The following is a 25,440-nucleotide window of genomic DNA, read 5'->3' as shown; positions in this document are numbered from 1 at the left end:
TGGTTACTTGGCGCACTCTCTAAGCATATACTGATAGAGTTTAGAGTTGATTGTTGAAAGTTTAGAGTTTAAAGTTATGATGCAGAATTACGACATGATGATCCAGGAGAAGGCACAGATTGTCTTCATGGAAATGGAAAAGAGAGTGTCCGCAGAGGACATGGCAAGAATCCGTGCTGCCTTTGAACTGGCTCGCGAAGCTCATGCAGAGCAGAAGCGCAAGTCGGGCGAACCGTATATCATTCATCCCATCGCCGTGGCTACCATCGTAGCCATTGAGTTGAAGTTGGGTGCTAATCCAGTCATTGCCGCTTTTCTGCACGATGTGGTGGAAGACACGGCCTATACGATGGATGACATCCGTCAGCGTTTCGGTGATGACGTGACTTTCCTGGTCAGCGTCGTAACCAAGAAAAGCACGGGCAACTACGAAATATCCAAGCAGGTGGACAACTACAAGCAGATGCTCAACTCCATCCACTATGACATCCGTGCCTTGTTGGTGAAGCTTGCAGACCGTCTGCACAATATGCGCACGTTGAGCAGTATGCGTCCCGACAAGCAGATGAAGATTGCTGGAGAAACCGACTTCTTCTATGCACCTCTGGCTAACCGCCTCGGTCTGTACAATGTAAAGATTGAGCTGGAGAACCTGAGCTTCCGCTATCGTTGCCCTCATGAGTACGAAATGATTGCTGGACTCATCCAAAGGGACAAAGACAGTCAGCAGAAACGCCTGACGGCTTTCACGGAGAAAATCCGTGAGGTGCTGAAGCAGAACGGCATAGATGCACAAATCAATATTGTTTACCGTGCTCCTTACAGCATCTGGCGCAAGATGCGCAAATCGGGCGATGACTTCAGCCACATCCCGTTCCGTCACGTCGTGGAGGTTGTCTTCACTTGTACAGATGAAGAACAGGAGAAGGATATGGCCCTACATATCTATTCCCGTCTGACCAATGTCTTCAACGAGAAACCTTGTGGTATCATCAACTACATCGACTCGCCCAAAGAAAATGGCTACCAGTCGTTCCATGTTCAGTTGCTCAGTAATTACGGCTGTTGGGAAGAGGCACACATCAGCAGTGAACGTATGGCACGTGCTTCCCAGCTCGGAGTGGTGGCAGAGCGCAGCGAGGATAATGTGCGCCGCTGGATTGAAAAGTTCCGCACGGTGCTGAAGGATTTGGAGTTCCATCAGAAAGAGGGTGACTTCATCGAGAATGTGGTTACGACATTCTATAATGATGACATTCTGGTCTTCACGCCCAAGGGAAAGCCTGTCAACCTCCCCAAGCGGGCTACAGCACTGGACTTCGCCTTCGAGATTCACAGCCATATCGGTGAACATGCCCACTATGCCCGCATCAACGGACAACTGGCTTCCGTCAAAACAGAACTGCACAGGGGTGACATCGTGGAGATTGGTACTAACGCAGACATCACACCCAAGCCTGACTGGATGGAACACGTCCTGACCTACAAGGCAAAAGGCTTTCTGAAGCGGTACTTCGCCAAACAGGAGAAGAGCAACTTCCACTTCTGTTCCAACTGCCATCCTATCCCCGGTGAGGAAGTCATCGGTTTCAAGGAGGCAGACGGCACGATTACCGTCCACAAGCGCAACTGTCCCATTGCCATTGGGCTGGCTTCGCAGAAAGGCGACTCTATTGTTTCCGTTGACTACAAAGAAAGCCCTGCCGCACTCTATCCCGTAGCCATCCAGATTCTCGCTGTTGACCGCTTCCACCTGTTGAGCGACATGATTGACAGCATCACCAATGAGCTGAACCTCTCCATCGGTTCACTCACCACGAACACCGTGGACTGCATCGTGAACTGTACCATCACATTCTCGGTACATTCATTTGATGAGCTACAGACCATCATTGCCCAGATTTCAGCCATTGATGGGGTGGAAGAAGTGAAGCAGGTCAGATAGAGATAGGGCAATGAAGTGCACATAAATAATTACGATGTACCGATAGAAATTGGTTACTTTCGTTACTCTCTAACCATGAATAGTTAAATAAGGAGGTCAATATGAATGTCAAAACAAACGCAGAAATGACGGAGCAGCGTGTTCAGAGCCATGCTTGCATGGTCTATGACGAGTCGCGACGGAATTGCACCATCGGCGAAAAGGAATGGCTTCGCAAGCTGACCACAGGAAAGCCTGTGGAGAAGAAGGAGCAGACTGCGCCGGTAAAGGTGACTGCTGAGAAAGAGAACAAACGTCCAGAACACAAGGACGTACATGGCTTCCGTGACGTAGCGGGTATGGAAGAACTGAAGCAACTGGTGACGGACGGGTTCATCAATGTCCTGAACAACCAGGAATGTGCCAAGGCTTTCGGTATCACACCGCCAAGTCTGTTGTTCTATGGGCCTGCAGGATGCGGCAAGACCTTCTTCGCCGAGAAGATTGCTGAGGAAGTAGGCATCAACTTCATGAAGATTGTGCCTGATGACCTGGCATCAACCCTCGTACATGGCACACAAGAGAAGATTGGAGAGGTATTCCGTAAGGCAGAGCGCAAGGCTCCGACCCTCATCTTCTTCGATGAGTTCGATGCGATGGTGCCCCAGCGTACCAATGATGACCGCAACTACCAGAACGGAGAGACCAACGAGTTCCTGTGTATGCTGAACAACGCAGCCGAAAAGGGCATCTATGTCCTTGCTGCAACGAATCATCCTGAGCGCATCGACAAAGCCGTGCTGAGAACAGGACGCATCGATGAACTGATATACGTGGATATGCCGGACAGCAAGGCACGTGAAAGCCTTTTCCGTCTTGCTCTCTCCAAACTTCCCGTTGACGGAGAGATCAACTTTGAGCGTCTGGCTGATATGACCAAGGGCTATAATTGCAGCGACATCAGCTACATCATCAAAGTGGCCTCACGCAAGATGTTCAACGCCAGCATCAGGGAGAAGGACAAGCCCTATAAGGTCATTACACAGACCTTGCTCGAAGAGTCTATTTCCCATAAGTCACCATCAGTCAGTAGTCGTGAGCTGAGGGAGTTTGAACGAGTGCGCAGCGAGTTCTCTCCCAAGGATGAGGGATGCAGACAAGCTACGATTGGCTTCCATATATGATAATGAACAGAGTATAAACAATAAAAAACGATACGACTATGAAAGAAAAGATTTTAGACGCATTCAAGGCACTGGGCTTTGAGATGGAAGAGTTGGAAGGTTTCGGATATGGCTTCGAGTACGAAGGCAAGCACTTCCTCTATATGTATAATGAAGACGATGAGGATTTCCTAAACCTTGCTCTACCTGCCGTGCTCGACATTGACGATGAGAACAACGTGGGCTTCTATCAGGTGATGGACAAGATTAACAGCACTCTGAAGTATGTCAAGGCCAACAAGCTCAACGACAGCATGTGGCTGTTTTATGAGCGCGAACTGTTCGGTGGAGAAGACCTGAAACAGATTCTCTCACGCATGATTCTCCATCTGGAGGCTGGTCTCATGTTCCTACGCAGGGCAATGGCAAGCTCAGAAGAGGACAGTGAGGACGCTTCGGAAGTGACAGACAGTGATACCGACACTGATGGCAAGGAGGATGTAGCTTAACCAAAATACAGGAGGATTAACTATGGCGAAGAAAGATTTGATCAAGTCATTCCTCGACAAGGTGAAGAAGGCATTTGCAAATGACTAGGAAACTCAGCAAGAAGGAAACAACGATATGAAAAAGAAAGAACTGATCTTGAAAACCCTCGAAAAGATGGGGCACAATCCGGAAGTAGATAACGACGGTGACATCATGCTCCATTACCAGATGAAGACCATCTATGTGCTGACAGGTGATGAGGAAGACCCCTATATCTCCATGATGCTGCCACAGTTCCATGAGGTTGAAGAAGGCCAGGAAACACTTGTGCTTGCTGTCTGCAACAAGATGACACGCGAGTTGAAGTTTGCGAAGGTCTATATTGACCAGACCTTCAAGAATGTCACGGCAACCTGTGAGTTCTACTATGCCAATGAAGAGTCGTTAGAGCAGAACCTTCGCAACTCCCTCCAGATGCTGGGTGTTGTGAGGACTCTCTTCAGGAATGACATGGCAGAACTGGCCGATGAATAGGTAATAAAATAGTTGAAACAATAAAAGTACAAAGACATGAAAAAGTATCTGTTTGCAGTTATGGCGGTACTGCTGGCAATGGTCAGTTGTACAGACAGCCAGTTCTTAGATGAGACGGTGGGTAATACAACCGAGTTATCATCTACTAACGAATTAAACACTCTCATTGAGAAAGCCCGTTGGGGTGACGGACAGGCATTTTTGAAACTTGCCGATTGCTACCGTGACGGCAAGGGCGTGAACAAAGATTTCATCGGTATGCTGGCGATGCTTTCCCAAGCCGGTGAATACGGAGGCATCTCCAATATGGAAGATTATCTGAAAACGATGCCGAAAGGTTCTGATTTCAAACTCATCTTTGATGCCGTAGAGAACAACGAGAAAAAGAACGTGGAAGAAGCCACTTCCATGTTTGAAGAGCTAATCGCCAAAGGCTGTCCTGATGGATATGCCATACAGGGTATCTTGACCATGGAACGTGGCGACACGCTGGAGGGAGTACGCCTGATTGAACAGGCAGCCATAGCTGGCAGCACATTTGCCGAACTGCTTCAGTGTGTCCCGGACTGGAGAGGTGCCACCAACCCTGATGTGGACAAACTTACGGCTCTTTCTGACAAGATTCCCTTTGTTAATGCCATTCTTGCCAAGATGTACGCAGGATATGAGGATGAAACTCTTCAGAATGATCAGCTTGCGGCCTATTACTACCTAAAGGCAGACGAGAAAGCTTGTTTAGGCAAGCGAGGAGCCAGATGGCTGCTGGGCTACCACAGAAGCGGAGGAAAGTTGTCTCTGTCAGAAAGGGACATCCAACGACTACAGATTCTTGCAGGAGAAACACCCGTAGATAACCAGGAGCCGACAACTAATAGGGATGAAGCATTGGAGGCATCCGTAAGTACCATCCTACAAGGAGCGATGACAGAACGGAACTGCACCAAAGGCATGGTCTATGTCGTGGAGACAGCAACAGGTGCTATCAAGGCACAAGTAGCTCTGTCAAGTAAGGGCAAACAGTTCGTTCCATACGAAGACACATACGATAAAGAGCAGAGTGTGATGATGACAGGTCCAACCTATCTGGCATTACTATCCACTGGTAAGATTTCTTCGGATGACGTTATTGACACAGAATTTGGCATCTACAAGGATGTGAAAGACTACAACTGGTGTCGGGGAGGTTACGGAAAACTGACATTGGAACAGGCATTGGGTTATCGTTCTCAGGTTGCTTTCACAAAAGCTAAGGAAAGGGTATATGGTAATCAGACAGCACTACTTGACAATAAAATTTCCGAATACCTTGCCGATATGCCAGATAATGCAATGGGAATACTCACCTTCTACAACGCAGTAGCCAATGGCGGTCGTATGGTGAAGTTACAGGCAGAAGGAGATGATGTCATTGTGCTCAACGAGCAAATAGCAGAACCAACGCATATCGCCACATTACAGAAGGGTATGGAACATGCCGTAAAACGTGGAGTGTTCCGCAAGGCCGGACGCAGTTACACCTCCGTTGCCGCTTGTGGGCGTACCTTTTATACCAAGGGCAACAACCGCCGCATGGAGTTGTGCGGCTATTTCCCTGCCGACAATCCGATGTACACCATTATGGTCATTTTGGAGAAATATGGAGTCCCAGCCAGTGCAGGTTCTATGTGTGGCACCATCATGGCAAACACCATTGACGTGTTAGTAGATTCATACGACCTGCGTTCCATGTTGGTGCGCGAGTATGAAGGGCATGAAAGTGTCGTGAGATGCCAGTAAGGGAACGCCGCGTCTGTTATACGACGATGGCTGACGAAGCATTCGATGAAGAGGAAAGTAAATCTAGAAGGAAGTTATCATGAAATCAAAGTTATTTTATTTTGACTTGGCTATCTGCGCGTTGTGGATGCTAAGTATGTTTGGAGGGAGGGGCAGTTGGGCTTACATAGCCCTTCCTTTCATCGTGTTAGAGGTCTTATACCGTTTGGTTATCTCATTCTCTTTAGCTCACAAAGAGAAACGTTCATGGCTGCCGCTGCTCATCTTTGTGCCGTTGATAGTCATGTCAGTATATGTCGGGGTCTATAATGGTGTGGGTGATATTATCTGCCGTGTGTCTGACCTGACAGGATTGGAGTATAATGTGGCATTGAAGTACGCCTTGGGCGGATTCCTCATGCTATGGTTATTCGTGGTACCCTATATCTGGTATGCAGTGTTGCTGTTCAAAAAGAAACTGGTACGCACAGATCTTACATGGAAGGAACTACTTGGTGGCATCCTGTGTCATGGACGCTTGGAAAGAACTTGTTCCGCTATATTACTATTGATGTTGGTTGCATTTCTGACAGGACTTGCCATGAATGCTCGTCTCTGCCAGATTCTGTGTATGTCAGCTGCGCCACTCACTTACTGGCTGCTTTGCCACTATCATAAAGTGAATGCAGAGAAGGTATGGGTACTGGTCGTTAGTATGACCATCTTCTGGTACGCACAGATAGTGGCAGGTGTATGGCGAGTGAGTATGTTGCTTGTCAGCTTCGGACTGGTCATCTACGTCGGTACGAGGTTGTATCATCATATCAAGGACAATCTGTTGGTGAACACGATGGTTCTGTATCTGGGCATCCTGCTCCCGTCGCTCTCCATAGGCTATAACCAATATGCCTGTATCAACTATGCCAGGAGCGGCTTCTACTATATGGAACCATTCCACGGTATTCTCTACCTGACAGATAGTACACGTGAGCTTTATGGCTTGCGTGACCGCTACGGCTTGCTTGTAGAACCCGTCTATGAGCGTATTTGTGAGAGCGACAGATTTCCAAATGGCTGGCCATACATCTATGAACTGCAAAAAGACGGCTACTGCCGTTACTACGAAGTAGTCAACAATAAGTTTTTTCGCGAGCCGGACATCTGTCCAGACCTGCAGCATAAGGTAAGAGATATTCTTGAAAACCATTTCAAATGGAATGGCAGTGAGTATGCCGATAAGGGTCAGATTATGGTAACGGAATTGATTGACGGAAAGACCATTGCCGATGTCCGTATCTCCATGTATGGGAATCCCCTTATCTATTATAATGCAGAACACTTTATCCCAGATGACAGCATCACTGTTTCCTCTGGCGAGTTCTTCCATAACGATTCCGTGAAGGTCTATCATGGTACGAAGCATTCTCTCAGCTATGCCCAGGACATTCCAGACAAGACCACACCCCGATACAGGATATATGTAAGGCTGGCTACGGATAGCATTCCTGCTGACTCCACATTGGTTGGACTTGCTGAGAAGGTAGCAGCACTAAGAGAACTGAAACTGCCTACAAAAACAAAAGGAAAGGAGGAGATGTCGAACCGCTATCATTCAGCGGATGATGACGATGAAGAGTCAGAATAGACTGATAACCATAGCTTTACAAGAAATTTGTTTTGCATTTTAAAAGAAAGAGAGTCCAAATTCCTGAAGCGGGAAATGGACTCTTTTAACTCTAAATGATGAAAATCTCTTCCTTATAAATCACCCTCATCTCTAACTATATTCTCGAAGTTTTGGGTGGCCCATTCCATCAAACCGATGACATGGGGCATGAGGCTTTGGCCCAATTCAGTAATGGAGTATTCAACCCGTGGAGGAACCTCTGGATAGACTTGACGAGCTACAAGACCTATCTGTTCCAGACGTTTCAGCGTTTGTGATAACATTTTCTGCGAGCAGTCCGACATGTCACGCCCCAGATCGTTGAAACGCATGGTGCCACGCTCGTTGAGATGATATAGCACCAACAGCGACCACTTGTCTCCAAACTTTTCTATTACGTTGCGTATGGGGCACGCTTTGTATTTCTCGTCTATTGCTCGATTTATCTTACGCATATGTTTGACTATTTTTTAATCCGAGTGCAAAGGTACAAAACTTTCCGAAAGTAAGCAAATTTCTGAAGTGGTAAATTGCACATAGACAACAATTTAAATCTTTAACATTTTTTAGTGATTAAAGAAAATGCCTGTATTTCAGCAATTCTAACAAAAAAGTAAGTAAGCCACTTTTTGGTGCCTTCTTGCAGCAGTTACCGAAAGTTAGTATCTTTGCACCGTCGAAACAAAAGTATTAACAATAATAACAAGAAGAATTATGGCAAAGAATGTAGTTTTAATCGGTGCAACGGGTTTCGTAGGCAATGCTATCCTGAACGAGTTGGTTTCCAGAGGTCACAAAGTTACGGCTATCGTACGCAACATGGACAGTGTGAAGGTGAAGAATGACCTGATAGAGTATGTGGTGGCCGATGCTACCAATCCTGCCGAACTGGCTGCTTTGGCTAAAGGCAAGGATGCTGTCATCAGTGCCTACAATCCTGGCTGGGCGAATCCACGCCAGTATGAGGAAACGCTGGAGAACTATCCGAAGATTGTCGAGGGTGCAAAACAGGCAGGTGTGCGCCGACTGCTGATTGTCGGTGGGGCTGGTACGCTGTTCGTTAAGCCCGGTGTGCGCCTTGTTGACACGGGTACACTGCCCGAGTCGTGGCTGCCAGGAGTAAAGAGCCTTGGCGAGTTCTACCTGAATACGCTCATGAAGGAGCAGGATATAGACTGGATATTCTTCTCGCCAGCCGGAAACCTCGGCAACCTGCAGCCCGGCACTCGCACCGGCAAATACCGTCTCGGCAAGGATGACTTGCTTGTTGATGAGAAGGGCGAGAGTTTCATCTCTGTGGAGGACTATGCCGTAGCAATGGTTGACGAACTGGAGCAGGAGAACCACCACAAGGAGCGTTTCACGGCTGCATATTAAGCGTATGTTACAGACAGCACTCAGTTTCCTGGACGGGCATAAGGAGATTACCCTTGCTACGTGTGAGGGTAATCTGCCAAAGCTTCGTGTCTTCCAGGTGATGAAGCGTGAGGGCAATATGCTCTACTTCGCCACTTCTCCCGAAAAAGCAGTATGGCGCGAACTTCAGCAGAACCCTAATGTGGAACTGCTGGCATACGCGGACAATGTTTCCGTCCGTTGCAGTGGTATGGTAAACTTCGACGTGGAGAATGACGTGAGACAATGGATCTATGAAAATAATCCCGTGTTGCCCCGTCTCTACACCAGTTGGGAAAGTCTGGCTTACTTCTGTCTGCCGATTGCCGAGATGGACTACTATGACCTGTCACCTACACCTCCTGTATTCAAGCATTTCGACCTGATGACGGGTGAAGTCAGTAACGGCTTTGTCGGTGAGCGATTCAAAAACAAATAACTTAGTATAAATTCAAAAAAGGTAAGGACTATGGACAGGTTGGAGAATCTGAAGAACATCATCATGTATCTGATGGCTGACGAGCATGTCAGCCATCGGATTCCTTCTACACTCGAAGAGCGGCAAAGGATGATGCGGGCACTGATGAACGTTTGGAGCAGCGAGAGCATTCAAGCTTGCTTGGAAGGCCGAGTCGCGACAAACGAAGACGAAGTCAACGTTTGGGAGTCAAGACCTATCAGCGTAGACTTTCTGAAAATGCAGGATGCCGAGTTGCAGATGCAGCGAGAGGACAAAGGGGTGGTGGAAGTTCATGACGAAGGACTGACCATCTGGCAGGGTGACATCACCCGTCTGAAGGTGGATGCCATCGTCAACGCTGCCAATGCACAGGCATTGGGCTGCTGGGCACCGCTCCACAACTGCATAGACAACTGCATCCACTCTGCCGCCGGCATCCAACTGCGCAAGGAGTGTGCCGACAAGATGCAGGGACGGCTGCTGGCTACTGGCGATGCCTTCATCACACAAGGCTACAACCTGCCTGCCCGTTATGTCATCCACACCGTTGGCCCGATTATTCCCGATGGTGTTCCCACGAAGGTGCAGGAAGAGCAGTTGGCTCAGTGCTACCGTTCCTGCCTTGACCTGGCAGAACAGAACGGACTGGAGAGCATTGCCTTCTGCTGCATCTCCACAGGCGTATTCCACTTTCCCAATGAACAGGCGGCAAAGATTGCCATTGAGACCGTCAAATCATATCCACGACATGCACTTAAAACGATTGTATTCAATGTTTTCCTCGACAAAGACCGCGACATCTACCGGCAACTTCTCTGAACGGCTTGCAGACCTTCAGCGATTGATAGCCGAAGCCGACTACGTGCTGATTGGCGCAGGAGCCGGACTAACTACTGCCGCTGGCATCGACTATGCCGGTGAGGACTTCCGACGGGAGTTCCGAGAGTGGATAGACCGCTACGGCATCACCGACCTCTACAGTGCCGGATTCTATCCCTTCAAGACCGATGAAGAACGCTGGGCCATGTGGGCAAAGCACATCTGGTTCAGCCGCTATCGCACGGAAGCATTGCCGCTATACAAGAAACTGCTGAAGATGGTTGACGGCAAGGATTACTTCGTCATCACCACCAATGTTGACGGTCAGTTCGAGATGGCAGGCTTCGATGCGGATCGCATCTTTGCCACACAGGGCGACTATTGCTATTTCCAGCCAGCATCGGGTGCGCCCAAGGAACTATATAATAATCAGGAGTGGGTGGAACGTGCGCTGCCAGCCATCCATGACTGCCGCATACCCACGGAACTGATTCCGCACACCCCCGACGGACAACCGGTCAGCATGAATCTACGTTGTGACGACACTTTCGTGGAGGATAGCCACTGGCACCAGCAAGCACAACGCTACAGCGACTTCGTGCGCACGGCATCCGACCGGCGGCTCCTGCTCTTAGAATTTGGCGTGGGCTTCAACACTCCCGTCATCATCCGCTTCCCCTTCGAGCAGATGGCAGCACAGTTTCCAGACACCACGCTTGTCCGCTTTAACCGAGACTATCCCCAGCTGTCCACCCAGGGCATCAGCCACTATGTGGCATTCACAGAAGGCGTGGAGCAGATTATTCAAGAATGTACTGCCTGAAGATTCGGAAAAATGGTGTACCTTTTCAACCTAATTTCATCCACTCACGGAAGCAGGAACGGCAGACGTTATAATATTTTTCTTTTTGTCGAACTCACGTTGTTATATATATAAGAACATCTAAAATAAGTAAATACCATTGTTATGGTATTGTACAAATGCTAAGAAAGGTGTACTTTTGCAATTGATGATACGAATTGTCACATACGAGCCGCAATACAAGCAGGACTTTATCCAACTGAACAAGCAGTGGATAGAGACCTGGTTCAGACTGGAGCAGTCTGATCTTGACACATTTGCACATATCGATGACAACATCATCGGACATGGTGGGCAGATATTTCTGGCTATAGACGAAAGCAGACAGGTCGTGGGTTGCTGTGCGCTGAAACCGCATCCTGAATCTGACTGTCACGAGCTGGCAAAGATGGCAGTCTCTCCAGATGCACAGGGAAAAGGCATCGGTCGCCAACAGGGCGAGGCATTATTAGACTATGCCCGCAGTCATGATGTAAAACGAATCTTTCTCGAGGGCAACACCCGCTTGGAAGCCTCCATTGCTCTTTATCGCAAATTGGGATTCAAGGAGATACCGCTGAAGAATAATGCCTACGAACGTTGCGACATTCTGATGGAACTGTGTCTGGAGAATAAAACAGCGACCATCAGACCGATAGAACAGGAAGATTTGATGATGTTGGTTGATTTTCCATAATCTCGATGTTTTTTATTTCCCTACTGTAGATTTCTCTACTTTCGGGAGTGATTAGAAATTATGTTGCTTCACAAGTGACCATCAGCACAAGGTTATGGCTCCAAATACAACCCGTATGGCGTGGAGATTTTGAGTCATACCATCGGATCACCTTGGGTAGATGAAGAAACAACAGTTACCTTTGCAACCTAATTTCATCGTCTCTCGAAAGCAGAAACGGCAGATATTTCAGTAGAGGCTCAGCAGATTCTTTAGATTGAAATCAATTAAAGTAGAAATCAGATAGAAAAAGGACAGGATTACTCCCTCCCTTGGGATGGTTGGGCTGTTTTTTTAACCAAAACCGCGAAACCTACGCAATTGCAACTGAGCCCACTAAATTTCTACTGAGCCCGATTATTGACTAGAAACGTTGCATAATTTGCGATAATATGCAGATTTGTTTGGCTATTCGACATTAATTTGGTATTTTTGTCGCAAAATTTGCGACGTTAATCGCTGTTTTATGTCGCACAAAGTACGAATGCATGTGGGTCTTGGCAGTTTAGAGTCCCTTGATAAGGGACGGCTATAATGCAGGGATTAAGAATATGAAGAAAGTAATGTTTTTGCTGGCAGTAGGACTCATGTGCCTGACAGCCTGCGCCCAGAAAAAGGGCGGCGAACGTGGTCCCCGTCAGGGTGGTCACATGGAGATTAACAAAGATTCTGACAGCATGTTTGTGGCTCTGAAAAATGAGACGTTGAAGAAGTTCAAGCAGTTCACTTTCGAGGATGCCAAGACGGGCAAGACGATGGCGTACAACCTGCTGGTTCCCGAAGGTGCCGAGGCAGGTCAGAAACTTCCCTTGGTGCTCTTCATGGCTGATGCCAGTACTGCAGGAAAGGAAGTGACGGCTCCGCTCACGCAAGGGTATGGTGCCTTGGAGTTCGCTTCCGACAGGGATCAGCAGAAGCATCCCTCCTTTGTGCTGGTTCCACAGTACACCGACTGGGCTGTGCAGGATGATTGGAGCACCACTGACGAGGTAGAAATGACCATCCGACTGCTTCAGACCGTCTGCAAGGAATACAATGTAGATACCAACCGACTATACACCACAGGACAGTCAATGGGTGGCATGATGTCGTTCTACTTCAACATCACATATCCCGATCTTTTTGCGGCCTCATTGTTTGTCAGTAGCCAGTGGGACACTTCGAAAATGCAGGACTTCGGCAAGAAGCATTTCTTCTACATCGTAGCTGGTGGCGACCAGAAGGCATCGGGTGGCATGAGAGACCTGGCGAAGGTGCTGAAGGAGAATGATGCCCGTGTTGACTCCACATCATGGAGTGCAAAGCTTCCAAGCGAAGAACAGGAACGATTGGCCGAGGAACTGATAGCCAAGGGCGGCAATATCAACTTCATCAAGTGGGAGGCAGGCAGTGTACTCCCTGAATCAGGCAAGGGTATGGAGCATATGGCATCGTTCGATTACGGCTACAAGATTGCCGCCGTCAGGGATTGGCTGTTCAGGCAGAGCAAGAAATAAATTTCTAAAAGACAAACAGATAAATCGTAATATAGTCATGAATTTGATAAAAATACAGTCAAGTAAAGACCCGCTGATAGCGCAAGTTCCAGAGCTCTACGAGTCTGCTTTTCCCGAAGCGGAGAGAACTGAAACTGAACGTTTCCTGTGGATGATAGACCACTGCCAGGAAATGTCTTTTTATGCCATCACTGAAGATGACGACTTCTGCGGTATGGCTGTAGTATTTGAATTAGGCATATGTCGTTATCTCCTGTATTTGGCTACGCTTGACATCCACCGTAACAAGGGTTTGGGCGCATTGACGCTGAGACTCCTGAGGGAAGAGAGCAATCTGCCGATAATCGGGGAAGTGGAGCCTCCGACTGATGACATCACACGCCGACGCATCGCCTTCTACGAGCGTAACTGTTTTCATGTTGAGTTGGAGGATCCCAGAATCCTGAATGACGCACACCTCGACCCCTCCTGTGTCCTTATGCTTATCAGTACCCACCCTCTTTCCGATGCCGACGAATGCCAGCGCAGAGTGGTAGACACGATATACAAGCCTATGCAGGCAGAGGAGGTATAACTCTGAATCATCATAAATTCCAATTTAGTGGAATCATCAAATGAAATTAAAGAAAAGAAAAATCAATTACGCAACCATCTTCTTTATCTGCTGGTTTGCCTTTCTGGTCTTTCTGATAGATGGAGTTCTGAAATTTCAGACTTTGGTTGACTATTTCGGCTCGTATGCTTTGGTAGAAGTTACATTGCTGCTATTGGTTATCCTTCCTACGTTAGCAATTTACAAGTTTACAAAAGAACATAAAACAGAATCGAAATGAAAGTGTTATTATTAAACGGCAGTGCCAACAAGAATGGCAACACTTTTACTGCACTATCGGAGATAGCCCGTCAATTGGAGAAGAATGGTGTAGAGTCGGAAATCATGCAGCTGGGCAACAAGCCCGTTCGTGGCTGTATAGCCTGCGGACAGTGGCAGAGTATGAACTTTATCAGATAGGTATGATTACAAACGGAAAATACAGACATACCTACACAGCCACGGCATCGGACATCACGCCTTTGTACAGGCTAACGCCGAATGCCATGCTGATGTATTTCCAGGATAGTTTCGCACGGCTGATGACCATCCACCATGTGGCTGCTTTTGACATTGTAAAGCAGCACCGCATGTGGGTTATTACAGAGGTTCATATAGATGTTCAGCCGACGGTGACATATTGGTCGGAAGACTTCACGGTGGAGATATGGGTGAGCGAACTGACCTCACTCCGCATCTACTGCGATTTCCGAATAGTCCGCAAGGATCGCTCGACCTCAGGTCGCTTGCAAGGCAAGAACGAACAGCTGATAGCATCAGGATCCAGTCAGTGGAACATTCTCAATCTAGACACCAAGCGATTGGAAACAACCGATTTCCTTGCTGACAAGCTGACGGTGGTTACTGAACTGATGACAGCTAGCCACAAGAAAGTACGATTCCCAAAGCTACAGTCGGCTGATATGCAAATGGAGCATCGTGCCACCCGTCTTGACCTTGACTTCAATTTCCATGTCAGCAACCGAAGCTACGTCACTATTGCCATGCTGACGATGCCCGATGAAGTGCTTTCCACACAGACATTGTCCTCTCTCACCGTCCACTGGCTGCACGAGACCTATCTTGATGACACCCTCACATGCAGCATGTCGCACACAGACGACGGAAACTATCTTCATACGCTAACGAATTCGGAGGGCGTAGTGGTCTGTGAACTGATGAGCAGATGGCAGCCACAGCCAGAAATTCCAGAAGTCAGCGAAGTGCTGAACAGGGATTTATAAAACTAAAACAGCGATATGGATGACAAAAGTAAAGGGACCTGTCCGCCTGGGAAGGTCCCCTTACTTATAAGATTTTAAGTTATTTCGGTTGAAGACTCAGGCGGTATTCGCTGGGCGACAGGCCAAGATGCTTCGTGCAGTAGCGGCTGAAGTAGGAGAGGGAGGAGAAGTTCATTTGATCGGCTATCTGAGTGAGTGACAGACGTTCATCATTCAGATAGTCTTTCAGTATGGGTATCGTGTAGCGGTTAATGTATGAAGTTATACTGTGTCCTGTCACGCGCTTGATGGTGGCCGAGAGATATTTTGGCGACACATTCAGTCGTTCTGCATAATAGCTCACATCGCGCTCCGTTCGGCTGATGCCTGTAGCCAGCAGTGCCATCAGTTGTTTCACAATATAGGCCGTGCGGTCGGTATGCAAGTCTGTGGATTTTCGTTGGGCATGGGCCTCGAAAATGTCGTACATCATCGTCAGGCAGAGACTGCCCATCAGTTCGCGATAAAACTGCAAATGGCGGTCGTTCATGCGGTCACGAAGCCGAAGGAGGTCATCGTGCAGATGCCGAGCCTGTTCGTCTGAGAGCTTGATGACGGGGTCTTGGTTCAGCGAGATACTGCCACCTATGCTGTAGTTGTTTGATGGCAGCAGGTTCTGCAGGAACTTGTAGTCGGCAGCCAACCACTCTACCTGCAAGTCGTCATGTGCCGCCAAGTTGCTGATACGATGGGGCATCGGTATCACCACCAGGTCGTTCTTTGCAATGTGGTAGCAATGCTCGTTGAACACAAAACTACCTTCACCTGCCAGGCAAAGCAGATGCATGCAGGTGTGGCTCAACTCATGGGCGTTCATCCCATGGAAGTCTGTAGAATATAGATAATCTACCTTCATGACTGCGCAAATTTACACATTATTTTAAATATAAAAGAATGATTTAGGCAAAAAGTGAAAATTGTGAAGTAATTTGTGAAACAAAAGTATCAGGAAATCGTCGTAACTTTGCAGCGTGAAACTTAAAAGAATATAAATATGGATAATTTCAAGCAGTTAAGTTCAGGGGAATATAAATTAGTATAAAGACAAATCATTATGAATATCAAGAGTATCATCACAGCCGCCATAGCATTGCTGGTTTCCACAGCTTGCAGCGGTGGCGCAAAACAGGAGAAAGTTATGAACAAGGACGGAAAGGCATTGGTAGTATTCTTCTCACATGCAGGAGACAACTACGCAGTAGGAAACATTGAGGTAGGTAACACAAAAATTGTGGCCGACTACATCACAGAATTTCTGAATCAGCGAGTGCAGAGTGATGCTCGCATCAACTCTGCCGAGTCGAGCCAGAAATCGACCGAAGGTCAACTGACTGGTGCAGAGCAGTTTGAAATCGTCACCCACAAATACGACGGCATGGCCTATACACCACTCATCAATCTGGCAAAGGAAGAAGTTAAAAACGGTGAGTTGCCTGAATATGAAGGCGACATCGACCTAAATAAATACGACACGGTGTTCATCGGTGGCCCCGTATGGTGGGGCACTTATCCGCAAGTGATGTTCACCTTTTTCAAGAAACATGCTAACGACTTAAAGGGCAAGACCGTCATTCCTTTCACCACCCACGAAGGCTCAGGATTGGCCAACTGTGTGGAGGATGTGAAGAATGCATTCCCTGGTGCAAATGTCACCAAGGGCTTCAGCATCTACGGTCACGAAGTGCGTACGGAAAAGAAAAAGGTTGAGAAGTGGCTTAAGGAAGTGAAGAATGAAGAGTGAAGAATGAAGAATTTGATACCGCAGTACCATTAGCAGAAAATAATTCGTTTAATTAGAGAAATTCGTGGTTAATAAAATGGAGTACATTACATTATCAAACGGTGTCAAGATGCCGACATTGGGCTACGGTGTATTTTTGGTAAGCCCTGACGAGTGTGAGCGTTGCGTGAGTGATGCATTAAGTGTAGGCTATCGCCTGATTGATACGGCACAGGCCTACCAGAATGAGGAGGGCGTTGGCAATGCTTGGCGCAAAAGTGGCATCAAACGCGAAGATTTGTTCCTTGTAACAAAGGTCTGGATATCCAATGCTGGTGAGGAAAAGGCTGCCAAGAGCATTGATGAGAGCCTGCGCAAGTTGCAGACGGAGTATATCGACTTGCTGCTCATCCATCAGGCCTATGGCGACGTATTCGGTACGTGGCGGGCTATGGAGAAGGCCTATCGTGCAGGTAAGGTTCGTGCCATCGGTGTGAGCAACTTCCAGGCAGGCCGTTTCTTCGACTTCGCCCACTATGTAGAGCTGAAGCCGATGGTGAACCAGCTGCAGTGCAACACGCTCATCCAGCAGACAGACATCGAACCGATTCATGCTGAGTTTGGCACGAAGATGATGGCGTGGGGACCGCTTGGCGGACAGGGTGTTGACGGCATCGTGAAGAGCGAGGCGCTGACTGCCATCGGAGCGAAATATGGTAAGAGTGCCGCTCAGGTCGCTCTCCGTTGGCTCACCCAGCGCGGTGTCGTGGCTATTCCGAAGTCGAGCCACAAGGAGCGTATGGCGCAGAACATCGACATCTTTGACTTCTCGCTGAGTGACGATGATATGGCTCAGATTGCCCAGCTGAACCAGCACGACACGGGCATCATCAACTTCGGCGACCCGCAGTTTGTGAAGTATCTTATTCAGAATTACGGATAAGGCAATGAAACAAGTATCAGTATTAGTAGGTGCTGGCAGTATCGGACAGGCTATTATCCGTCGTGTGTCGGCTGGTAAGCAAATTGTGCTGGCAGACTACTCCATAGAGAATGCTCAGCGAGCAGCAAAGACATTGGAGAATGCGGGCTTTGAGTGCTCAACTATCCAATGCGACCTTGGCTCGAAAGAGGACATCCTGAAGTTGGTAGAGTTTGCCACCAACAAGGGAGATGTGACAAATGTTGTGAATGCTGCTGGTGTTTCACCGTCACAGGCTCCTGTTGAAGAAATTCTTCGCGTTGACCTCTACGGAACAAGTGTATTGTTGGAGGAGTTTGGCAAGGTGATTGCCGAAGGTGGTTCGGGTGTGATTATCTCATCACAGAGCGGTCATCGTCTGCCAGCCTTACCTCAGGAGCAAAACGATGCCTTAGCCACAACTCCTGTTGACAAGTTGCTGGAATTGCCGTTCCTGAAGGAAATCAACGACACGCTGAAAGCCTATCAGTACTCGAAGCGCTGCAATGTGCTCCGCGTGATGTTCGAGGCTACCCGCTGGGGGCGTCGTGGTGCTACCATTAACTCAATCTCACCAGGTATCATCATCACACCATTGGCAAACGATGAATTGCATGGCCCGCGCAAGGATGGTTACCTGAAGATGATTGAGGGGATGCCAGCCCATCGTGCCGGAACACCTGACGAAGTGGGCGATTTGGCAGAGTTCCTGATGTCCTCCCGTGGCCGCTTCATCAGCGGTGCCGATTTCCTGATTGACGGAGGTTGCACAGCATCTTATTGGTATGGTGATTTGCAATACCTCCAAGCGACACACTAAACAGCCACCCACTTCCGTTATCTTGAAAAACAAATAGAAGTTATGGAAGATACTTACGGTTGTAATCTGATTAACACGAAGCGTGACGGACGGCAGGTGACGGAGTTCGTGAGTGGAGAAATAAGTTATTTATGGCAATTATATCGTAAGAACCTTTACAGTTTTGCGGATTATTTGTAATTTTGCAATTGAATTGTGTGAATCAACGAAATTAGGCATGAATTATTATAAAAAACAGTACACGTTATGAGTTACGATTTAATGGTCCTTGATAAGCATAAACGCTTTACGAGCGAAAACGAGTTTTTGGAGTGGTACAATGCCGTTACGGAATGGGCGGAAGATATAGACTATAATGACTACCGTCATGCTACACCTAACCTTCAGAAGTGGTTTCTTGCAATGAAGGACATAGTGCCGCCGCTCAATGGAGAGTTTGCCCCGTCAGACGAGATTCTTGGAAATGGTAAATTCCAAGAAGGCGACTATTGCATAGCTGAAGATTGCATTTATGTCGGTTTTGCTTGGTCGGATGCAAAGGAAGTGCATCCGATAGTCGCAGACCTTGCAAAGAAACATGATGTGGCCCTCTTTGACATAAGCAGCAACAAGGTTGTCTATCCCGATGGATTCGTGCTAAACCTTTTGGATGAAGAGCCGAGTCCTTCATTTTGGAAGAAGTTTAGAGCATTCTTCCATCTTTGAAAACGGCCATAACATCTTTTCAGCAAAAAGTGAAAGTATAGAGATAGAACAATTAAAACTTTACGATTATGATTTTCGACAGAAACGAACAGAAACAGGTAGTGGCGCTATTGGGTGCCGGTAGTATGGGAACAGCCATTGTGCGCCGTATCGGTGCTATTAAGAAAGGATAAACGAATCCGTAATTTGGGTATAACCAGATTGCGGATTTCTTTGTAATTTTACCATATAGTAATCTTTGCAACCTAATTTCATCGTCTCTCGAAAGCAGAAACGGCAGATATTTCAGTAGAGGCTCAGCAGATTCTTTAGATAGAAATAAATTAAGGTAGAAATCAGATAGAAAAAGGACAGGATTACCCCCTCCCTCGGGAGAGTCGTGGTGGCGTTGTTCTTGGTCGGGATAGGAACGGTTTCGCACTGTCATAGTTCTGCTTTCGCACTGTCATAGTTCTGCTTTCGTCTTGTTATAGTTTCGCTTTTGCGTTGTAATAGCTTTACTTTTGATGTCCGTCCAGCCCCTAGATGTGGCGCATCCAGCCCCTGGAACGAGTCATTTTAGCCCCTGGATGCGGTTGTTCTAAGGGCTGGGTGTAGAGCATCCAGGGGCTAGACCAGAAATGATAGCTTCGGTTTTAGACTTTAGAAACGCCTCTTCAAGACTTTAGAATACGTGCTTTTAGACCTTAAAACGACACTCTCCAGACTCTGGAAATGCCAATTCAAGACTCTGGGAGCATCGCGAAACCTATGCAATTGCAACTGAGCTACAATATCATCAAAGGTGCGATCTTCGGATATATTCTGATGGCGTCTGTCCGAAATGCTTTTTAAAGCTGCGCGTGAAATGTTGTGGGTAGTCGAACCCCAGCATTTCTGCTGTTTCTGCAATGGTATGGCCTGCACTGAGTAGCTGTTGGGCGCGCTGCATGATAAAACGACGGATATAGGAAATGGCATTGTCGCCTGTCATTTGTCGGATGAGGTCACCGAAGTAGTTAGGCGAGAGAAATAGTTCTTGAGCACAGTAGCGCACGGTGGGTAGGCCGTTTTGGCGAAAGATTTGTTTGTCGTAGTAGCGCTTTAGCAGAGCATCGAAGCGAATCAACAGATCGTTGGTCTGCTTCTGGGCTTCCGATTGGAACTGACGGTCATAGAACCGCGCGCTGTATTCCAGAATAAGTTGGAGATAGGTCACCACGACATTCTTACTACGTGGGTCATTGGTGTGGGTCTGCAGTTCGTGGCGAATCATCTTCATACACATTGTGAGCGTACGCAGTTCGTCGGGCAGCATCTGCAGAGCCTCGCTGTCGTAGTATGAGAAGAAATGGAAGTCGTCAATACGACCTTCTAAAGGCGTGCCCACTAACAGTTGTGCTGAAAACATGAGCACCCAACCGCGGATGTGGATAATTTCGCCATTGTCGCTGACACCCCCCATCTGTCCAGGGGCAACGCAAAGCAGTGATCCACTGCTGAAATGGTACTGGCCCAGTCCGTAGCTGATGGTATATGGACTCTCCTCGAGCAAGAATATGCCGTAAACACCATAGTTGCATAAGGCATGTCGGCAGTTCTCCAACTCATCGTAGTGTACTACGCAAATGTCGTCGTGTAATGTTTCAGCACCCACGTATCTGGCATAGTCGTTTGGGGTGTTTACCTTTAAAATATTTTCCATTATTCATCGCTTTAGTAGCGCAAAGATAATATTTTTTTTGCAGATTCAGTAAAATTGGTAATACAATCCGTAAAATAATTAGCGTGCAGTCAAGAAAAACAGTGTAACTTTGCATTTGATCAACAGTTGCAATTCAGAATTGATTTAGACATTTAAATATTAAACATAGAAGAACGATGAGTAAGATAGCATTAGGAACCTGGGCTTGGGGCGCAGGAGCATTCGGTGGCGACACCGTGTTTGGAAGTAACACGAACTTGGAAAACCTGAAGCCGGTGTTTGACGCAGCTATGAAGGCTGGCCTGAACCTATGGGACACGGCAACCGTCTATGGCATGGGTGAATCAGAGAAAATTCTTGCCACACTGGCCAAGGACTATCGCCGCGAGGATGTGCTGATAAGCACCAAGTTCACACCACAGTTGGCAGAAGTCTATGAGAACTCGGTAGAGAAAATGGCGGAGGCCTCGTTGGAACGCATGGGCTTAGACTATATAGACATCTACTGGATTCACAATCCAATGGATGTGGAGCGTTGGACACCAGGACTGATACCTCTGCTGCAGTCGGGTAAGGTGAAGTGTGTGGGCGTGTCAAACCATAACATCAAGGAGATTCAGCGTGCCAACGAGATATTGGGCGAGGCTGGTTTCAAGGTGAGTGCTGTGCAGAACCACTTTTCGTTGCTCTATCGCTCGTCAGAAAAGGGCGGCGTGCTGGATTATTGCAAGGCAAACGGCATCGAGTTCTGGGCCTACATGGTGCTGGAGCAGGGTGCCCTCTCTGGTAAGTATAATAAGGAGAACCCGCTGCCCGCAGAGAGCGACCGCGGCAAGAAATACAACCCCGTACTGCCTCAGTTGGAGGCGCTGACCAACGAGATGACGGCTATCGGTAAGAAGTATGGAGCCTCCTGCTCGCAGATCGGTATCGCCTGGGCCATTGCCAAAGGCACGATGCCCATCATCGGAGCCACCAAGGAGCGTCATGTCATCGAGGCTGCTGAGGCTGCCAAGATTCAATTGACTGCCGAAGAGGTTGCCCGTCTGGAGCAACTGGCTGATGCCACTGGCATTGACACCCGTGGCGGATGGGAACATTCGATGGAGTAGAGATTGTAGAGTGAAGAATGAAAGGATTCTTGTTTGTGTCGATGATTGCAACTGCAACAATGGCTCAAAACGTGGTGGATGTGCACAGTCATATCATCACAGCCGATTTCATGACGGCCTTAAAAAACGAAGGACGACAGATGGATGAGGGATTCCCATTGCCAGACTATGATGTGGAGAACCACCTCAGATGGATGGATGAGGCTGGGGTAGGGATGTCGGTGTTGACACTGGCAGCCCCCCAGCCGCAGTCCCGAGCCCTCTCTCTGAACATCGAAGGGGAAGACTGTGGCGAAAAGACTGTCATCCGCCTTTGCAATGAGACTGCTGCTCGTATCAAACGCAAGCACCCAGAGCGGTTTCTGTTTTGTGCAGCCCTCCCGCTGCCTGATGTCTCGAAAGCTATTGAAGAGGCAAGGTATGCGCTCGATGTGCTAAAGGCCGACGGTATCAAATTGGCTACCAATGTTCAGGGACAGTATCTTGGCGCTCCCGAACTTGACACGCTCTTTGCTTTCTTGAATGAGCGCAAGGCTGTGGTTATTCTGCATCCTCATCGTCCAGAACCTGTCAATCGTCAGGTGATGCAACAGACACCGCTCGCCATGCAGGAATATCTTGCGGAGACGACCCGTGCCGTTGCGAACATGATCAGTCGAAATGTGTTAGCGCGTTATCCACAGGTAAAGGTTGTGGTGCCTCATTGTGGTGCCTATCTGCCCTTAGCCATCCCTCGCATGAAGTCACTGACACCGGTGATGCAGGCAGGAAAAATGGTTGGTGAAATAGACTATGAAGCCAATCTTGCGGCCCTCTATTACGACCTTGCTGGTGCTCACTCGCCTGAGGTCATCCGCATGATGCTTACCATTACCACTCCTGACCACTTGCTTTACGGCTCCGACTATCCTTATGTTGCTCCGCAAGTGCTAACACAGGGTCTTGTCAGGATGAGGCAATATCTCTCCTCCGAGAGTGACCTTGCGCCATTTCGCGAGATGATACTTTGCAAAAATGCGCAATGGCTTTTTGGACAGACGAAAGAAAAACCATCTGTCGTCAGTCGCACTGCCGACGGCATGCTCTGTCGTCTGGCCGAAATTGAGGTGCATCCCCAATATCTGAAAGATTATCTTGCTGCAGCTGCTGAGATACAGGCGGCAAGCCTTGCCGAGGAACCTGGCGTCCTATGCCTGTTTCCCACGCAGACCAAGGAGGACTCTACACAAATCCGTATCCTCGAAATCTACGCTTCGCAGCAGGCCTATCAGCATCATATTCAGACCAGCCATTTCAAAAAATACAAGCAAGGCACGCTCCACATGGTGAAGCATCTGAAGTTGCAAGACCTGCAGCCCTTGATGCCAGAGACGTTTAACGCTATTTTCAAACGCTAAAAACATAGTTAACAAACAATGAAGAGAATACTAACGGTTATTTGTGGTCTGCTTCTGGCACTTGGGATCAACAGTGTTACGAACTCTGATTGTCATTCGATGACTCAGGACAGGCAGTCCAGCCAGAACTCTCAAACTTCAAATCATATGGAACAATTACTGTATATCACCATCGGTGGTTCAACTCATACCGCCACGATGGTTAGCAATGCAGCGACAGAAGCATTGTTGACGAGATTAAAATCATCTCCTGTCACGGTAACCCTTAACTCCAGTGGTGGCTTTGAAATATGGGGAGCACTCGGATTCTCGCTGCCAGCAACCGATGAGCCGGTAAATGCGCAACCAGGCGATATAGTCCTTTACAACGGCAGCAACATCTGTATGTTCTACGGCACCAACTCATGGAGCTACACCCGTTTGGGAAAAATCGATGGATTGTCTGAAAGTGAACTGCGCACATTCCTGAAGGCTGGCGAGAGTAACGTCAAGGTCACGTTGTCGCTGAGCAACACCGCAGGCCTCCAATCGGTCGATGGTTCAGTGGCAAAGTCTAATGGTTCTGCCTATACCCTGTCTGGCACGTCTGCATGTGCTGGACAGAAAGGAGTCTGCATAAAAAACAAAAAAAAGATAATTAGATAAATTGTCAAATGTGCAAGCAGAATGGTTTTGAATAATATATGAAAAGAATCGTATTATCTTTAATAGCAATGGTAACAATGATAACAGCAAATGGTCAGACGCTGACGGAGCGTCAGAAAGCACCGATTGAGCGAGAGCAGAGCTATGCTTGCATTGACTCTGCCGAGCGTGAGGTGCTTCAACCAAGGGTTAAAGGATTGGCAGCTTGTGCCTGCCTGATGGCACAAGGAGATATGATGCGGTTGGAGCCTGCTGTGCGTATGGCGCTTGACAAGGGCGTGACTGTCAATGAACTGAAGGAGGCTTTCTCACAACTCTATGCCTACACAGGTTTTCCCCGAAGCTTGAATGCGCTCGGTGTGCTGAATAAGGTGTTGGACAACCGACAAGCCAACTGGCAAGATGGTAGGCCTTGGAAACGCCCTGCCGAATGGGATGATGCCAAAAAGGCCTACGAGCTGGGCGTGAAGAATCAGACCCAACTCTCAGGAAAGCCCTTTAACTATGAGTTCTGTCCGCAGGACGACTACTATTTAAAGTCACACCTCTTCGGTGATATCTTCGCTGGTGACCAGCTCTCTGCTGCCGACCGCGAGATTGTGACAGTAGCAGCCCTGAGCGGCTTGGAAGGTGTTACTCCTCAACTCGCTGCTCACAAACAGGGGGCCGTGAATATGGGCAACACGCAGCAGTTGGTCGATGAACTGTGCACTTGGCTTTGCAACGAGGGATACACACTGAGTACCAAATGGCCCAAAGGCGAGCCTAATCCTTACGGCAAGTATTTCATTGGTCAGAGCTATCTGGCAGATGTCGGTGGTGGTCTGAAGAACGTCACCTTCGAGCCTGGTTGCCGCAACAACTGGCATATCCATCACAAACAGGTGCAGGTGTTGATTTGTGTCGCTGGTCGGGGGTGGTATCAGGAATGGGGCAAACCTGCCGTTCAGATGACCCCAGGCACTGTCATTGCCATTCCTGCTGAAGTAAAGCACTGGCATGGAGCCGCTAAAGATTCATGGTTTCAGCATCTGACCTATCACAAGGATGTGCAGGAGAACGCAAGCAATGAGTGGTGTGAGCCTGTGGCTGACGACGTCTATGATCATCTGACTCACGAGCTTTGACAAAACAATGAGCACCTTGATATGCGTGCTCATTGTTTCTTTTTTTTCCCACAATAAGGATCTTATATACTTAATTATCGTTAATTTCAGATAAGGTTATTAAGAAAAATAGAAAT

Annotated in this window: 26 protein-coding genes; 23 read left to right on the top strand and 3 right to left on the bottom strand. The window is 48.0% G+C overall.

The window, feature by feature from the left end; genetic code table 11:
• Nucleotides 1-76 precede the first annotated feature (76 nt).
• From L6472_RS08245 to L6472_RS08220, 6 genes are all read left to right on the top strand, one after another.
• Nucleotides 77-1,945, top strand: coding sequence for a bifunctional (p)ppGpp synthetase/guanosine-3',5'-bis(diphosphate) 3'-pyrophosphohydrolase (locus tag L6472_RS08245; protein WP_237804060.1), 1,869 nt, complete (start codon nucleotides 77-79; stop codon nucleotides 1,943-1,945).
• A 101-nt stretch (nucleotides 1,946-2,046) separates the two neighbouring features.
• Complete coding sequence (locus L6472_RS08240; protein WP_237804058.1) at nucleotides 2,047-3,108, top strand: ATP-binding protein; 1,062 nt, start codon at nucleotides 2,047-2,049, stop codon at nucleotides 3,106-3,108.
• A 38-nt stretch (nucleotides 3,109-3,146) separates the two neighbouring features.
• On the top strand, nucleotides 3,147-3,596 hold the full coding sequence (locus tag L6472_RS08235) for a hypothetical protein (RefSeq protein ID WP_237804056.1): 450 nt from the start codon (nucleotides 3,147-3,149) through the stop codon (nucleotides 3,594-3,596).
• 115 nt (nucleotides 3,597-3,711) lie between these two features.
• Nucleotides 3,712-4,110 (top strand): hypothetical protein, encoded by a 399-nt coding sequence (locus L6472_RS08230; protein ID WP_237804054.1) that lies wholly within the window; start codon nucleotides 3,712-3,714, stop codon nucleotides 4,108-4,110.
• A 36-nt stretch (nucleotides 4,111-4,146) separates the two neighbouring features.
• The gene (locus L6472_RS08225) at nucleotides 4,147-5,886 is read left to right on the top strand and encodes a penicillin-binding transpeptidase domain-containing protein (protein WP_237804052.1); all 1,740 of its coding nucleotides are present in this window, start codon (nucleotides 4,147-4,149) and stop codon (nucleotides 5,884-5,886) included.
• Nucleotides 5,887-5,965: 79 nt separating this feature from the next.
• The gene (locus L6472_RS08220) at nucleotides 5,966-7,510 is read left to right on the top strand and encodes a hypothetical protein (protein ID WP_237804049.1); all 1,545 of its coding nucleotides are present in this window, start codon (nucleotides 5,966-5,968) and stop codon (nucleotides 7,508-7,510) included.
• A 113-nt stretch (nucleotides 7,511-7,623) separates the two neighbouring features.
• Here L6472_RS08220 and L6472_RS08215 read toward each other — a convergent pair whose 3' ends face one another.
• Entirely contained in the window at nucleotides 7,624-7,986 is a 363-nt protein-coding gene (locus L6472_RS08215; protein ID WP_036886555.1) for a helix-turn-helix domain-containing protein, read from the bottom strand.
• A 259-nt stretch (nucleotides 7,987-8,245) separates the two neighbouring features.
• On the opposite strand from L6472_RS08215, the gene L6472_RS08210 reads away from it, so the two are divergent.
• The 9 genes from L6472_RS08210 (at nucleotide 8,246) to L6472_RS08170 (ending at nucleotide 15,114) form a co-directional block, all read left to right on the top strand.
• On the top strand, nucleotides 8,246-8,908 hold the full coding sequence (locus tag L6472_RS08210; RefSeq protein ID WP_125240153.1) for an NAD(P)-dependent oxidoreductase: 663 nt from the start codon (nucleotides 8,246-8,248) through the stop codon (nucleotides 8,906-8,908).
• Between the two features lie 4 nt (nucleotides 8,909-8,912).
• Nucleotides 8,913-9,365 carry a pyridoxamine 5'-phosphate oxidase family protein gene (locus tag L6472_RS08205; RefSeq protein ID WP_237804047.1) on the top strand — a complete coding sequence of 151 codons (453 nt, stop codon included), beginning with the start codon at nucleotides 8,913-8,915 and terminating at the stop codon, nucleotides 9,363-9,365.
• A 30-nt stretch (nucleotides 9,366-9,395) separates the two neighbouring features.
• Nucleotides 9,396-10,205, top strand: a complete 810-nt coding sequence (locus L6472_RS08200; RefSeq protein ID WP_237804045.1) for a protein-ADP-ribose hydrolase — start codon at nucleotides 9,396-9,398, stop codon at nucleotides 10,203-10,205.
• Nucleotides 10,159-11,028: a Sir2 silent information regulator family NAD-dependent deacetylase gene (locus L6472_RS08195; RefSeq protein WP_237804042.1), complete on the top strand. Its 870-nt coding sequence runs from the start codon at nucleotides 10,159-10,161 to the stop codon at nucleotides 11,026-11,028. Before L6472_RS08200 ends, L6472_RS08195 begins: the two co-directional genes overlap by 47 nt.
• A 187-nt stretch (nucleotides 11,029-11,215) precedes the next feature.
• Nucleotides 11,216-11,743, top strand: a complete 528-nt coding sequence (locus tag L6472_RS08190; protein ID WP_237804040.1) for a GNAT family N-acetyltransferase — start codon at nucleotides 11,216-11,218, stop codon at nucleotides 11,741-11,743.
• 590 nt (nucleotides 11,744-12,333) lie between these two features.
• A complete protein-coding gene (locus L6472_RS08185) occupies nucleotides 12,334-13,278 on the top strand; it encodes an alpha/beta hydrolase-fold protein (RefSeq protein ID WP_237804036.1) in 945 nt (314 codons plus the stop codon).
• Between the two features lie 37 nt (nucleotides 13,279-13,315).
• Entirely contained in the window at nucleotides 13,316-13,852 is a 537-nt protein-coding gene (locus L6472_RS08180; RefSeq protein ID WP_370640836.1) for a GNAT family N-acetyltransferase, read from the top strand.
• A 255-nt stretch (nucleotides 13,853-14,107) separates the two neighbouring features.
• Nucleotides 14,108-14,290, top strand: coding sequence for a flavodoxin family protein (locus tag L6472_RS08175; protein ID WP_370640835.1), 183 nt, complete (start codon nucleotides 14,108-14,110; stop codon nucleotides 14,288-14,290).
• Between the two features lie 2 nt (nucleotides 14,291-14,292).
• Nucleotides 14,293-15,114 (top strand): acyl-[acyl-carrier-protein] thioesterase, encoded by an 822-nt coding sequence (locus tag L6472_RS08170; RefSeq protein ID WP_237804032.1) that lies wholly within the window; start codon nucleotides 14,293-14,295, stop codon nucleotides 15,112-15,114.
• 79 nt (nucleotides 15,115-15,193) lie between these two features.
• On the opposite strand, the gene L6472_RS08165 is transcribed toward L6472_RS08170, so the two are convergent.
• Complete coding sequence (locus L6472_RS08165; protein WP_237804030.1) at nucleotides 15,194-16,009, bottom strand: AraC family transcriptional regulator; 816 nt, start codon at nucleotides 16,007-16,009, stop codon at nucleotides 15,194-15,196.
• Between the two features lie 198 nt (nucleotides 16,010-16,207).
• On the opposite strand from L6472_RS08165, the gene L6472_RS08160 reads away from it, so the two are divergent.
• The 4 genes from L6472_RS08160 to L6472_RS08145 all read left to right on the top strand — a co-directional run bounded on the left by L6472_RS08160 (nucleotide 16,208) and on the right by L6472_RS08145 (nucleotide 19,359).
• Complete coding sequence (locus L6472_RS08160; RefSeq protein ID WP_237804028.1) at nucleotides 16,208-16,894, top strand: flavodoxin; 687 nt, start codon at nucleotides 16,208-16,210, stop codon at nucleotides 16,892-16,894.
• A 76-nt stretch (nucleotides 16,895-16,970) separates the two neighbouring features.
• Complete coding sequence (locus L6472_RS08155; RefSeq protein ID WP_237804026.1) at nucleotides 16,971-17,816, top strand: aldo/keto reductase; 846 nt, start codon at nucleotides 16,971-16,973, stop codon at nucleotides 17,814-17,816.
• A 4-nt stretch (nucleotides 17,817-17,820) separates the two neighbouring features.
• The gene (locus L6472_RS08150; protein ID WP_237804024.1) at nucleotides 17,821-18,654 is read left to right on the top strand and encodes an SDR family oxidoreductase; all 834 of its coding nucleotides are present in this window, start codon (nucleotides 17,821-17,823) and stop codon (nucleotides 18,652-18,654) included.
• Between the two features lie 246 nt (nucleotides 18,655-18,900).
• Complete coding sequence (locus L6472_RS08145; RefSeq protein WP_237804021.1) at nucleotides 18,901-19,359, top strand: hypothetical protein; 459 nt, start codon at nucleotides 18,901-18,903, stop codon at nucleotides 19,357-19,359.
• 778 nt (nucleotides 19,360-20,137) lie between these two features.
• Here L6472_RS08145 and L6472_RS08140 read toward each other — a convergent pair.
• Entirely contained in the window at nucleotides 20,138-21,043 is a 906-nt protein-coding gene (locus L6472_RS08140; RefSeq protein WP_237804019.1) for an AraC family transcriptional regulator, read from the bottom strand.
• A gap of 176 nt (nucleotides 21,044-21,219) precedes the next feature.
• On the opposite strand from L6472_RS08140, the gene L6472_RS08135 reads away from it, so the two are divergent.
• The 4 genes from L6472_RS08135 to L6472_RS08120 all read left to right on the top strand — a co-directional run bounded on the left by L6472_RS08135 (nucleotide 21,220) and on the right by L6472_RS08120 (nucleotide 25,324).
• On the top strand, nucleotides 21,220-22,155 hold the full coding sequence (locus L6472_RS08135) for an aldo/keto reductase (protein ID WP_237804016.1): 936 nt from the start codon (nucleotides 21,220-21,222) through the stop codon (nucleotides 22,153-22,155).
• Between the two features lie 17 nt (nucleotides 22,156-22,172).
• A complete protein-coding gene (locus tag L6472_RS08130; RefSeq protein WP_237804013.1) occupies nucleotides 22,173-23,552 on the top strand; it encodes an amidohydrolase family protein in 1,380 nt (459 codons plus the stop codon).
• A 147-nt stretch (nucleotides 23,553-23,699) separates the two neighbouring features.
• Nucleotides 23,700-24,197, top strand: a complete 498-nt coding sequence (locus tag L6472_RS08125; RefSeq protein ID WP_237804010.1) for a cyclophilin-like fold protein — start codon at nucleotides 23,700-23,702, stop codon at nucleotides 24,195-24,197.
• A 68-nt stretch (nucleotides 24,198-24,265) separates the two neighbouring features.
• Nucleotides 24,266-25,324 carry a carboxymuconolactone decarboxylase family protein gene (locus tag L6472_RS08120; protein WP_237804008.1) on the top strand — a complete coding sequence of 353 codons (1,059 nt, stop codon included), beginning with the start codon at nucleotides 24,266-24,268 and terminating at the stop codon, nucleotides 25,322-25,324.
• Nucleotides 25,325-25,440: the final 116 nt, after the last annotated feature.

Origin of the sequence: Prevotella sp. E13-17, from assembly GCF_022024035.1 — a bacterium.
Lineage (GTDB): Bacteria > Bacteroidota > Bacteroidia > Bacteroidales > Bacteroidaceae > Prevotella.
Note: the sequence above shows the minus strand (reverse complement) of the source record. Positions and strands in the feature narration are given on the sequence as shown.

Coding starts and splice junctions, on each gene's coding strand:
- L6472_RS08150 (WP_237804024.1), top strand. CDS start 17,821: ATGAAACAAGTATCAGTATTAGTAGGTGCTGGCAGTATCGGACAGGCT.
- L6472_RS08155 (WP_237804026.1), top strand. CDS start 16,971: ATGGAGTACATTACATTATCAAACGGTGTCAAGATGCCGACATTGGGC.
- L6472_RS08145 (WP_237804021.1), top strand. CDS start 18,901: ATGAGTTACGATTTAATGGTCCTTGATAAGCATAAACGCTTTACGAGC.
- L6472_RS08200 (WP_237804045.1), top strand. CDS start 9,396: ATGGACAGGTTGGAGAATCTGAAGAACATCATCATGTATCTGATGGCT.
- L6472_RS08220 (WP_237804049.1), top strand. CDS start 5,966: ATGAAATCAAAGTTATTTTATTTTGACTTGGCTATCTGCGCGTTGTGG.
- L6472_RS08195 (WP_237804042.1), top strand. CDS start 10,159: ATGTTTTCCTCGACAAAGACCGCGACATCTACCGGCAACTTCTCTGAA.
- L6472_RS08120 (WP_237804008.1), top strand. CDS start 24,266: ATGGTAACAATGATAACAGCAAATGGTCAGACGCTGACGGAGCGTCAG.
- L6472_RS08125 (WP_237804010.1), top strand. CDS start 23,700: ATGGAACAATTACTGTATATCACCATCGGTGGTTCAACTCATACCGCC.
- L6472_RS08190 (WP_237804040.1), top strand. CDS start 11,216: ATGATACGAATTGTCACATACGAGCCGCAATACAAGCAGGACTTTATC.
- L6472_RS08165 (WP_237804030.1), bottom strand. CDS start 16,009: ATGAAGGTAGATTATCTATATTCTACAGACTTCCATGGGATGAACGCC.
- L6472_RS08215 (WP_036886555.1), bottom strand. CDS start 7,986: ATGCGTAAGATAAATCGAGCAATAGACGAGAAATACAAAGCGTGCCCC.
- L6472_RS08135 (WP_237804016.1), top strand. CDS start 21,220: ATGAGTAAGATAGCATTAGGAACCTGGGCTTGGGGCGCAGGAGCATTC.
- L6472_RS08185 (WP_237804036.1), top strand. CDS start 12,334: ATGAAGAAAGTAATGTTTTTGCTGGCAGTAGGACTCATGTGCCTGACA.
- L6472_RS08160 (WP_237804028.1), top strand. CDS start 16,208: ATGAATATCAAGAGTATCATCACAGCCGCCATAGCATTGCTGGTTTCC.
- L6472_RS08235 (WP_237804056.1), top strand. CDS start 3,147: ATGAAAGAAAAGATTTTAGACGCATTCAAGGCACTGGGCTTTGAGATG.
- L6472_RS08130 (WP_237804013.1), top strand. CDS start 22,173: ATGAAAGGATTCTTGTTTGTGTCGATGATTGCAACTGCAACAATGGCT.
- L6472_RS08175 (WP_370640835.1), top strand. CDS start 14,108: ATGAAAGTGTTATTATTAAACGGCAGTGCCAACAAGAATGGCAACACT.
- L6472_RS08140 (WP_237804019.1), bottom strand. CDS start 21,043: ATGGAAAATATTTTAAAGGTAAACACCCCAAACGACTATGCCAGATAC.
- L6472_RS08240 (WP_237804058.1), top strand. CDS start 2,047: ATGAATGTCAAAACAAACGCAGAAATGACGGAGCAGCGTGTTCAGAGC.
- L6472_RS08205 (WP_237804047.1), top strand. CDS start 8,913: ATGTTACAGACAGCACTCAGTTTCCTGGACGGGCATAAGGAGATTACC.
- L6472_RS08180 (WP_370640836.1), top strand. CDS start 13,316: ATGAATTTGATAAAAATACAGTCAAGTAAAGACCCGCTGATAGCGCAA.
- L6472_RS08230 (WP_237804054.1), top strand. CDS start 3,712: ATGAAAAAGAAAGAACTGATCTTGAAAACCCTCGAAAAGATGGGGCAC.
- L6472_RS08210 (WP_125240153.1), top strand. CDS start 8,246: ATGGCAAAGAATGTAGTTTTAATCGGTGCAACGGGTTTCGTAGGCAAT.
- L6472_RS08225 (WP_237804052.1), top strand. CDS start 4,147: ATGAAAAAGTATCTGTTTGCAGTTATGGCGGTACTGCTGGCAATGGTC.
- L6472_RS08245 (WP_237804060.1), top strand. CDS start 77: ATGATGCAGAATTACGACATGATGATCCAGGAGAAGGCACAGATTGTC.
- L6472_RS08170 (WP_237804032.1), top strand. CDS start 14,293: ATGATTACAAACGGAAAATACAGACATACCTACACAGCCACGGCATCG.